This window comes from Streptosporangium subroseum (genome assembly GCF_900188345.1).
GTDB classification, from domain to species: Bacteria; Actinomycetota; Actinomycetes; order Streptosporangiales; family Streptosporangiaceae; genus Streptosporangium; species Streptosporangium subroseum.
Genome location: NZ_FZOD01000010.1, coordinates 112,413 through 121,629, shown reverse-complemented (window position 1 = coordinate 121,629; position 9,217 = coordinate 112,413). Strand labels below are relative to the sequence as shown.

Genomic DNA, 9,217 nt, shown 5'->3' with positions numbered 1-9,217 from the left:
CACGTGAATCGCAACGCGTCGAGGCGCCGCGGCATCTCGCCCGGTCCGAGGCGAGTGCTCGGCGTCTTCTCGATCTCACCGTACGGTCGACCGGCCTCCTCGCCGTGCCGGGCACGGCGCGATGCGCCGGTGACTCCCGCTCGATCCCGGCGCTCGCGCGCACCGGTTATCGCTTGTCGAACTTGCGGGTGTCACGTGGCTCGACGTAGGGCTCCTGGTCCTCGGGCCTGCCCGCCTCGATGGCGCGCCCGCGAGCGAGTTCGGCGTCGAACTCCACTCCGAGCAGCACGGCGATATTGGAGATCCACAACCAGATCAGGAAGACGATGACACCGGCGAGGGCGGCGTAGGTCTTGCTGTAGGAGCCGAAGTTGGCCACGTAGAAGCCGAACGCGGCCGATGCGAGGATCCACAGCACGACCGCGAGGGCGCTGCCGGGGGTGAGCCAGCGGAACCCGGGATGCTCGACGTTGGGCGCCGCCCAGTACAGCAGAGCCAGCACCAGCATCACCATGATCACCAGGATCGGCCATTTGACGACGCCCCAGACGGTCAGCGCGGTTTCACCGATTCCGAGGAGCTTGCCGGCCTGCTCGGCGAGACCTCCGGTGAACACGACCGCGACCGAGCCGAGCGCTGCCAGGATCACCAGGACGGTGGTGATCGCCAGACGCAGCGGCAGGGTCTTCCAGATGGGTCGGCCTTCGGGCATCTCGTACATGACGTTGGCCGCCCGCATGAAGGCCCCCACGTAACCCGAAGCCGACCAGAGTGCGACGGCGATGCCCACGATGGTGGCGATCCCGGCCGCGCGCTGGTTGCTCTGCAGGGATTGGAGCACGGTGTTGAGGGTCTGCCGCGCGGCTCCGGGGGCCACGGCCCCGAGGTTGTCGATGAGCTGCTGGGTGGCCGACGCCCCGAACAGGCCGAGCAGCGAGACCACGGCCAGTAGCGCCGGGAAGATCGACAGCACCGCATAGTAGGTGAGGGCGGCGGCCCAGTCGGTGAGGTGGTCTTCCTGGAGTTCCTTGACGGTGCGTTTGAGCACGCCCCACCACGACTGTTTGGGCAGCTCGGTCGGACTCTGGGGTGCCGCTTCGTTCCCCGGGTCACGGTCGGAGCCGACGGCTGGGTGTTTGATCTCGTGGTTCGACATGGGTGCGCCGTCTTCGGTAGAGACCGCTGTCTCGATGAAAGCTGCTGCCGCCCTGCCCGCGGCGAGGACGGCAGCAGCGCTCGAAACAGCTAGTAATCGCTGGGGCGGGTCTGGTCGGTCATCTGCTGAGCCTGATCACGGGCGTGCTGGCCCGTGGTCTGCGCGGCTTCGGTGGCGGTCTCCTTGATCTGCTGCGCGGCCTGTCCTCCGGCGTCCTTGACCTCCTGACCGAGGTTCTGGACCGACTCCTGCACCGCTTCCTTGACCGGCTGGATCACTCCTTCGGCCTGCTCCATGAGCTGCCCGGCGGCACGCTCCTCGGCCTCGGTCCCGGGAATGAGGGTCGCCGCCAGAAGCCCGGCTCCGAAAGCGATCACTCCGGCCGCCAGCGGGTTGCCCTGCGTGCTCCGCATCACCTGTTCTGGCGCCTTCTGTGCCACCTGGGCTGTCTGCTGCGCGCCGTACTTGACGGTGTCAGCGGTGCCGGCGGCGGCGTCGCGAACGGTTCCGGCGGTGCCCGCGGCGACGTCACGAACGGTTCCGGCGGCGTGTCCCGCCTGCCGGCCCACCCTGTGGGCGGTGTGAGCCGGGGTTCCCATCACCCGCTCACGCACCGAGTGCATCGTCTGGCGCACCCTGTTGGTACGGCGCTGCACGATCCGCGCCGGGCTCGTCCGATCCGCGAACCGATCTACGTCCGCGGCCAGCTCCGCCCTGGTGGCGTCGATCTCGGCCCTTATTTCTTCAGGTTCCGTGCCCATCGCGCATCCTCCTTGAGCGTCTCCATGGTCTGTTCCGGCTTGGGCGACACCTGCCGTAGCCGGGAACGTCCGGTCACGAACAGCATCGCGCCGATCACCGCCCAGATCACGGTGACGATGAGCGCGGCCCAACCCAGGTCCATGACGTGGCCCAGGCCGAACACCGCGGCCAGCGTCCCGAACAGGGCGGCCGTGTAGCCGGCCAGTCCTGCTCCGCCGAGCATTCCACCCGCTTTGCCGGCCTTTGCCGCCTCCTCGCGAATCTCTGCCTTGGCCAGTACCAGTTCCTGGCGCATCAGCTTGGACAGGTCTCCCCCGATCTCGCCGACCAGTTGCCCCAATGACGGCTGCTGGTCGGGCCGGCTGGGATAACTCATCGGACCTCACCGCCCATGCCTCCCGGCGGCGCGGCGGCCCCGCCGAACTCCTCCTCCGGCGTGAGCGGCTGCGTCCGGAACGGCGGCTCGACCGGCGACTGCAGCGGTTGGGCCGGAATCGGCGATGCGCCGGTGGTCGGACCGGTACTCGCGGTCGTGGAAGCGGAGCCTCCCGACGCCTTGGCGATCCTGCCGATGAGGAAACCCATCGCCGCCGCCCCGGCCAGGAACGCTCCAGGACGGCGGCGTGCGAAGCTCTGAACCTCGTCCACCGCCCCCGCCAGTCCGTGCTGCTCCAGGTAGTCCGCCACTCGCCGCCCTCCGTCGGCGACCTGCTGCACCACCCCGGACACCGGAGAGTCGGGCTTGCCTCCCTCGCTCATCGAGGACAGGTCGTCGGCCCACTGACGGATCCCCTGGGCGGCACGCCGGCTCTGGTGGTGCACCTGCTCGCCCGCCTGGCCGCGCAACCGCCCCACCATCTGGCGGGCCTGTTCCTTGGCTTCTCCGGCCACTGCCTGCGTCTGCTCCTTGGCGGTTCCGGCTACTTCCCCGGCGGCGGATCTGGCGTGCTGAGCTGTCTTTTGGAACTCCCCGCTCTGTCCCGGGCGCTCTCCCGCATCGGTCGGAAACTCACTCATCGATGCCTCCTGAACTTGCACCTCTCTGACTTAATTCGCGCTACCCCCAATCGTTGCATAAATACGCAAAACACCTAAAAGGCTATAAAAGACCTATACAGGAAAGTGAATTTTGATCCCAAGCGACGGTAATCCGAGCAAGCTTCCCCGCCCCTTACATTTAAGTTTCAACCCGTCAGCGTTTTTTCTCGGGCGCCCCGGGCATCCACCAGAAATGCAAGCAAAACCTGATAATTCAGTCACAGTAACCCTCTGTGAGGACGGCCCCCTCCTACTGCGTGGGGCGTTCACACTGGAGACTCAGGAAGGGCGTTCCATCGACCCGGGCAGGACGACGGTGGCGCTGTGCCGCTGCGGCCGGTCAGCGACCAAACCGTTCTGCGACGGCTCGCACAAGGCCGCCGGATTCCGTGCTTCCAGCGAGCCCGACAGCCCAAACTGACGGTGCACCCTCGGGACGCACCACCGGACGAGGGGACGCGCCACCCGACGGAACGCCCTTTCGAGCGAGCCCGACGACCCGCGCCAACGGACCTCGCCCGACGCACTCCGAGACGGCGAACACCGCCGGAATCCGTTGGGACTCCTCACGACACCCACCTGGCGAACATCGCCGAGATCCGTCAGGGACTCGTCACGACGCCCACCTGCCGTAGGGACGTGGTCTCCTTCCGCCAGCGCCCCAGGACGTACTCGGCGAAGAACCGCTCAAGGGCCAGTGAGCAGGCGGCGCCGTACAGGATGTCCCCGGCCAGCGACGGCTGCGCGTCCGTCAATCCGCCGCACATGTCGTTGGCGGCGATCTGCTCGTGGACGGCGTCGGCCTGCACGTGCTCGTCGTAGAACCGGGCCGCCGTCTCGTCACCGCCCAGCCGCCGCAGGCCCTGGCCGTACCGGCGGTTGGGAAGCGAGGAGGTCATCTCGAACGCCGCGAGGTGTCCCAGCAGGGCTCCGCGGTGCCGCCGGTGGAGCCCGAACAGGGACATGACATTGGATATCGCCAGCGTGATCGCCGGAACCCGGTCGAGGTAGGCGCCGTAGGAATCATCCAGATCCAGCCCGCGCATGGTGGCCCGGAACAGCTCCGAATGCATCCGCTCGACGCGTCCGCCGCCGTACTCGTCCGCCTGGATCTCCACCAGCGCGGCCTTGGCGGAGCCGCGCAACCGGGGGATCGCCCACGTGTGCGGGTCGGCCTCCTTGAGATGGTAGATCGACCGGTGCATGACAAACTCGCGGAACTGCCCGAGGTCGGCCTCCTTCTGGAGGAACCTCGCCAGGGAGGGTCCATCATCGGCGGCCACCAGATCGGCCAGGACCTGGCGCATCTGCGCGGGTGGCGTGAAAGGTGGGCGCGGTACGGCCTGCGCCAGGCCGTGCTCCAACCGGCCCTCCAGGATCTCCCGCACCGCCAGCAGCGCCGGATTCCACTCCCACCGGTCGTCCACCCCGTCGAAGCCCTGGTAGTGCAGTTCGTAGCAGGCGAAGAGCGCGAGCTGGAAATCCTCGTCCCCCAGAACCGGGTCCCCGGAATACGGGGGAAGAGGGTCGAGCGGGTGCGGCAGACGCGTCAGGTGATCGAAGAGCAGGGCCGTGATCGGACCCCGCGGCGTGGGCAGCAGCATCATCGCCTCCAGAAGCGATGGACTGCTCGGTAAGAGATCAAAAATGGCGATCCGGCGCGCGTACCCGGCTTCTGCTCCATGAGCCCTTCTCCGTTCCGCGGCCGATTCCCCGACCGCTGGAGGTTCCGATGCCCTCGGCGGCACCGCCGAAACGCCTGAAAGATCGCAATACATCACTCATGAGCAGCTAAAACACCGCAACCCGAAGGTTTCCCCCGGGGGTGGAGAACCTGCTTCGATCCTGTTCTCCGCGGGATAGCCCGATAAAGGGAGACCAAAGGAGACAATGGGTGCGTTATGCGAATCGGGATCCTGGGACCGCTGTACGTGCGCGACGCCGAGATCCATGGCGCGCGGCTGCGGGTCCTCCTGGTCAGGCTCGCCCTCAGTCCCGGTCGCGTGATCACCGCCGAACGGCTGATCGACGACCTCTGGGCCGGCGACCCACCCGTCAATCCGGCGAACGCGCTGCAGTTTACGCACCGAGCTGCGCCCGCCGTCCGCACCGATGAGATAGGCACACCGCACGCGCTCGACGCCACCGGAAGCGGCACCGTCCGCGCCCTCGACGAGGGCACCGTCAGAAGCGGCGGTCTCGACGTCGGCACCGTCAGAAGCGGCGGTCTCGACGTCGGCACCGTCAGGAGCGGCGGTCACAAGGGCGGCACCGTCAGGAGCGGCGGTCTCCGGAACGACATTCTCAGGAGCGGCCTCAAGAGCGGCACCGTCTGGAGCGGCTCTTTTCAGAGTGACCGTCACCCCATCCTCGTCCTGCTCGAACGCGATCGCCTCGATGCCGAGCTCCACGTGGTGGCCCAGCCCGGCGAGCCGCTCACGCATGATCCGCTCGATCCGCCACTGCGGCTGCATGAGGACCATCGGGTACGGCACGGCGGCCTCGGGCTCCCGGTGCTCGTGCATGACGCCTTCCCAGACCACCTGCTCACCCATGTAGGTGCGGATGGGCGGGTAGATCCGGCCGGTGGCGAGGATCTCGTCGATCACACCGAGGTCGTCGAATACCTCCTGCGTCCGCGGCCGCAGACCCTTGCCGCGTGACCCGGCGGGGTGTCCCGGGGTCTTCTCCACGATCCTGAAGCCCACCCCGCGCCGGGCCAGCTCGATGGCGAGCGTGAGCCCGGTCGGCCCCGCCCCGACGATGAGTACCTGGGTGTCGTTCATCACTTTCTCCTCCGTGGTCATGGAGAGGAGCGTGTCCGATCGCACTGTCGGCTCACTGCCAGGACGCTGCCAGGGAGCTGTCCGGCCGCAGTACCGGGACGCTGTCGATCGCGCTGCCGGAACGCCGTCCACCCCTCCCGGGCTGCCCGGCTACCGGCCGCCGGCGGATGACGGCCGGAATCAGGATTCGCCCGGCATGACTGAGGGGATACGACAGGCAGTCGCACCCTCGGAAATGATGCCCATCGGATTGGGCATGTCCGGCAGAACCCGCCGTAACGCAGGGTCTCACCCGTGCCGACGCCTCGTGACCGTGGAAACTCGTCCTCGGTTCGGCCGACATGTGATCTCCTAGAACCCTGGCAGCAGGGGTCGGGAGGTACGGTCAGCTCATGTCTGAACGCAGCATGCCACACGACGCCACTTCATGGTCGTGCCCCCACGGGCAGGACGCCCGCCGAGGCTGCGAGGCCTGCTACGAGGAATCAGCCCGCCCCAGCCAGGAGCTGACGTTCTGGACGGTCGCCGCCTGGTTCACCACCGACCGGCCCATCCCCATAAGGACCATTCAGGACGTCCACCACCACGGCCGCCATTTCGCCCTCGACCAGCCGTCCGCCCCGCTCGTCTACCTCCTGACCGGCGAAGCCTACGCCCGCGACGGCGTTCAGGCCGTGGCGGGCGTGATCGGCTTTCTCCTGCAGAACCGGCACGTGATCGCCACCTTCACCGTCACCGAGACCCGGGCCACCCACCGCTCACCCGCCACGGCCACCAAGCCCAAGACCACCCGCCAGACAGACGTATGGCTCCACGAGCGCGGGCCCTCCTGAGGAGCGCTCCAGACCGCGACGCCATCGACGTGATCTCCCGCCGCACCCGGAAAGCGGCGGGACAGACCTGGCGCGGTGAGAACGGCCGGGACGGCGAAGACCACAAGGTGGCGAAGGGGATGAACTCATCCGGACTTGATTGACGCCTTGCTCTGGGGGAACTTTGGTACCTCACCCCGGGAAGGTACGGTCAGCTCATGTCTGAGCGCAGCATGCCGCACGACCCCAGCTCGTGGGCGTGCCCTCATGGGCAGGATGCCCGTCGAGGCTGCGTGGCATGCTACGAGGAATCGACCGACGCCGACCCGGAGCTGTCGTTCTGGGAGGTCGTCGCGTGGTTCACCACCGACCGGCCGATCCCCATCAGGACCTTGCAGGACGTCCACCATCACGGCCGCCGTTTCGCCCTCGACCAGCCGTCCACGCCGCTGGTCTATCTCCTGACCGGCCATGCCCGCGCCGAGGACAGCGTGCAGGCGATCGCGGGCGTGGTGGGCTTCCTCCTGCACAACCGGCACGTGGTCACCAGCTTCACCGTGACCGAGACCCGGGCCACCCGCCGCTCGGTCGCCACCCCCGCCAGACCCGTCACCACCCGCCAGACCGACGTCTGGCTCCATGATCGCCGTCATCCCCGATGACGCCTTCCATTGCTAAACTGGACAATATAGGTGTCGACACAGCGAGGCGGGCCGTCGATCGTGTCAGCTGACCCTCCCGGCTTCGAACTTCCGCTCCGGCTCTTCCTCGGCTTCCGGGTCCTCATCGACGAGCTCCACGCCGAGCTCGCCCGCCAGGGCCATCCCGACATGCGTCCGATGCACGGATTCGTCCTCCAGGCGATCGGCTCGCGCGGCACGACCGCCGTCGAGCTCGGCAGGCGGCTGGGAATCTCCAAGCAGGCGGCGGGCAAAACGATCGACACCCTGGAGCACCTGGGCTACGTCGAGCGCGGCTCCGACCCCGCCGACGCGCGGCGCAAGATCGTACGGCTGACCGAGCGGGGCGTGGACAGCCTGGTGCGGTCGGCGCGCATCTTCGACGACCTGCGGGCGGGCTGGGCGAAGACCCTCGGGGAGGAGCGTCTGCGCGCCCTGGAGGCCGATCTGCGCGCGGTGACACCGACGGACTTCTTCCGGCTCGACGTGCCCGGCTGGTTCGGCGGCTACTGACCCTGAGAACGAGCGGTCCGGGCGTTCGGGGGAAAGCCGGACGCGTGGCCGTAGGCGGCCCGGTCCGAGACATACGGGGGCAATTGATGAAGCGCTACATCCTGACCGGCACCCCTGGGGCCGGGAAGACGGCGATCCTGCGTTGGCTGGAGTGTGACGGCTACACCGTCGTCGAGGAGGCGGCGACAGATGTCATCGCCCTGCACCAGGCCCGGGGCGAACCCGAGCCGTGGACGAAGCCGTCCTTCGTGGAGGCGATCACCACCTTGCAGCGCCGGCGGCAGGAACAGGCCACGGCCCTTCCCGGCGATGTACAGATCTACGATCGATCACCCGTCTGCACCTACGCCCTGGCCATTTATCTCGGCCATCCCGTCTCTCCGGCCCTGTCCCGCGAATTGGAACGCATCCAAGCTCAGCAGATCTACGCCAGGAAGGTCTTCTTCATCCAAAACCTCGGGTTCGTCACACCGACCGACGCGCGATTGATCTCCTTCGAGGAGTCGCTGCGATTCGAGCGGGTCCACCAGGACACCTACGTCTCACTCGGCTACGAGTGCGTGCCGATCTCCCCGGGCATGCTGCCGGACCGGGTAGCGGCGGTCAGGAAGCAGCTCGACGCCGCATCATGACCGGGCCGCGGACCGTATCGGAGGCACTCGTCTAGGGACGAGCGGGCCGGGCGTCCAGGGCGTCCCGGAGCGTGGGGAAGACGGGGATGCGCATCGTCAGCCCGGTGATCCAGAGGATGCGGGTGGCGCCGCGCTCGGTGGCCACCAGAGCGAACCAGCCGTCCTCGCTGAGGGCATGCTTCCAGCAGGTCACGATGAGACCGGTCGCCCGGGAGTCCAGGAGGGCGAGACCCGAGAGATCCACGATCAGGTCCGAGCCGAACAGGGCGAAGGCCCGGTCGAGGAAGTCACCGGCGAGATCGTGGATCGAGAAGTCGAGGCTTCCCCGGATCACCACGACCCCCACGCCCTCGTCGGCCGTGGCCCAGAACTCCGCGGCGGGCGTCTGCAGGTGAAGTTCGGGCATCAAACGCTCTTCCGGACAGACAGACGGTGACGGCGAGTGAAGCCCTGCCCCTTGACGGTGCCGTGAAACGCGAACCCCGGGGAGGCCCCTCCGGTCGTTCACGCCAGGAAGAAGATCAGCGGATGTTGAAGTAGACGCGGACGGTGGTGGCGCCGTGAGAGGTGTGGACGCGGACGAGATCGCTGAGGAGGTTGGTCACGAGGAGGCCGCGGGAGTCCCGGGTGGCGGGGGCCGACCGGGCGGCGCCCGGCGAGGGGGTCGGCGATGTGACCGGCGTCACTGATGTCGAAGACCACCCGCGGATCCTCCGGCCACAGGCGCAGAACCCCCGACCCACCGCCGTAGTCGAGGCTGTTCGCGGCCAGCTCGCTGACGATCAGCCGCAGGTCCTCCAGGCGTTCTCCGGCAAGCCCCATCCGGCCTGCTTTTAAC

The 9,217-nt window shown here is 67.9% G+C and carries 13 protein-coding genes; 5 read left to right on the top strand and 8 right to left on the bottom strand.

Features of this window, described 5'->3' with window-relative positions:
- Nucleotides 1-166: 166 nt before the first annotated feature.
- The 4 genes from CHC08_RS13140 to CHC08_RS13125 form a co-directional block, all read right to left on the bottom strand.
- Nucleotides 167-1,156, bottom strand: a complete 990-nt coding sequence (locus CHC08_RS13140; protein ID WP_089207525.1) for a YihY/virulence factor BrkB family protein — start codon at nucleotides 1,154-1,156, stop codon at nucleotides 167-169.
- A gap of 89 nt (nucleotides 1,157-1,245) precedes the next feature.
- Nucleotides 1,246-1,917: a DUF3618 domain-containing protein gene (locus CHC08_RS13135; RefSeq protein WP_089207524.1), complete on the bottom strand. Its 672-nt coding sequence runs from the start codon at nucleotides 1,915-1,917 to the stop codon at nucleotides 1,246-1,248.
- Nucleotides 1,893-2,294 (bottom strand): phage holin family protein, encoded by a 402-nt coding sequence (locus CHC08_RS13130; protein ID WP_089207523.1) that lies wholly within the window; start codon nucleotides 2,292-2,294, stop codon nucleotides 1,893-1,895. The genes CHC08_RS13135 and CHC08_RS13130 overlap by 25 nt, the downstream gene beginning before the upstream one ends.
- Complete coding sequence (locus CHC08_RS13125; protein ID WP_143653205.1) at nucleotides 2,291-2,935, bottom strand: hypothetical protein; 645 nt, start codon at nucleotides 2,933-2,935, stop codon at nucleotides 2,291-2,293. The genes CHC08_RS13130 and CHC08_RS13125 overlap by 4 nt, the downstream gene beginning before the upstream one ends.
- Before the next feature lie 214 nt (nucleotides 2,936-3,149).
- On the opposite strand from CHC08_RS13125, the gene CHC08_RS52900 reads away from it, so the two are divergent.
- Nucleotides 3,150-3,377: a CDGSH iron-sulfur domain-containing protein gene (locus tag CHC08_RS52900; RefSeq protein WP_089207521.1), complete on the top strand. Its 228-nt coding sequence runs from the start codon at nucleotides 3,150-3,152 to the stop codon at nucleotides 3,375-3,377.
- 181 nt (nucleotides 3,378-3,558) lie between these two features.
- Here CHC08_RS52900 and CHC08_RS13115 read toward each other — a convergent pair whose 3' ends face one another.
- Complete coding sequence (locus tag CHC08_RS13115) at nucleotides 3,559-4,563, bottom strand: iron-containing redox enzyme family protein (RefSeq protein WP_245878290.1); 1,005 nt, start codon at nucleotides 4,561-4,563, stop codon at nucleotides 3,559-3,561.
- A 174-nt stretch (nucleotides 4,564-4,737) separates the two neighbouring features.
- Nucleotides 4,738-5,742, bottom strand: coding sequence for an FAD-dependent monooxygenase (locus tag CHC08_RS48210; RefSeq protein ID WP_143653204.1), 1,005 nt, complete (start codon nucleotides 5,740-5,742; stop codon nucleotides 4,738-4,740).
- Between the two features lie 392 nt (nucleotides 5,743-6,134).
- Between CHC08_RS48210 and CHC08_RS13105 the strand changes: the two genes are divergently transcribed.
- The 4 genes from CHC08_RS13105 (at nucleotide 6,135) to CHC08_RS13090 (ending at nucleotide 8,379) form a co-directional block, all read left to right on the top strand.
- The gene (locus tag CHC08_RS13105) at nucleotides 6,135-6,575 is read left to right on the top strand and encodes a hypothetical protein (protein WP_143653203.1); all 441 of its coding nucleotides are present in this window, start codon (nucleotides 6,135-6,137) and stop codon (nucleotides 6,573-6,575) included.
- Nucleotides 6,576-6,847: 272 nt separating this feature from the next.
- Complete coding sequence (locus CHC08_RS13100) at nucleotides 6,848-7,216, top strand: hypothetical protein (protein ID WP_089207519.1); 369 nt, start codon at nucleotides 6,848-6,850, stop codon at nucleotides 7,214-7,216.
- Nucleotides 7,217-7,276: 60 nt separating this feature from the next.
- The gene (locus CHC08_RS13095; RefSeq protein WP_179282022.1) at nucleotides 7,277-7,747 is read left to right on the top strand and encodes a MarR family winged helix-turn-helix transcriptional regulator; all 471 of its coding nucleotides are present in this window, start codon (nucleotides 7,277-7,279) and stop codon (nucleotides 7,745-7,747) included.
- 86 nt (nucleotides 7,748-7,833) lie between these two features.
- Nucleotides 7,834-8,379: an AAA family ATPase gene (locus tag CHC08_RS13090; RefSeq protein WP_089207518.1), complete on the top strand. Its 546-nt coding sequence runs from the start codon at nucleotides 7,834-7,836 to the stop codon at nucleotides 8,377-8,379.
- Between the two features lie 31 nt (nucleotides 8,380-8,410).
- Here the strand turns inward: CHC08_RS13090 and CHC08_RS13085 are convergent, their stop codons facing one another.
- Nucleotides 8,411-8,785 carry an STAS domain-containing protein gene (locus tag CHC08_RS13085; protein ID WP_089207517.1) on the bottom strand — a complete coding sequence of 125 codons (375 nt, stop codon included), beginning with the start codon at nucleotides 8,783-8,785 and terminating at the stop codon, nucleotides 8,411-8,413.
- A 98-nt stretch (nucleotides 8,786-8,883) separates the two neighbouring features.
- Nucleotides 8,884-9,201: an ATP-binding protein gene (locus tag CHC08_RS13080; protein ID WP_179282021.1), complete on the bottom strand. Its 318-nt coding sequence runs from the start codon at nucleotides 9,199-9,201 to the stop codon at nucleotides 8,884-8,886.
- Nucleotides 9,202-9,217: the final 16 nt, after the last annotated feature.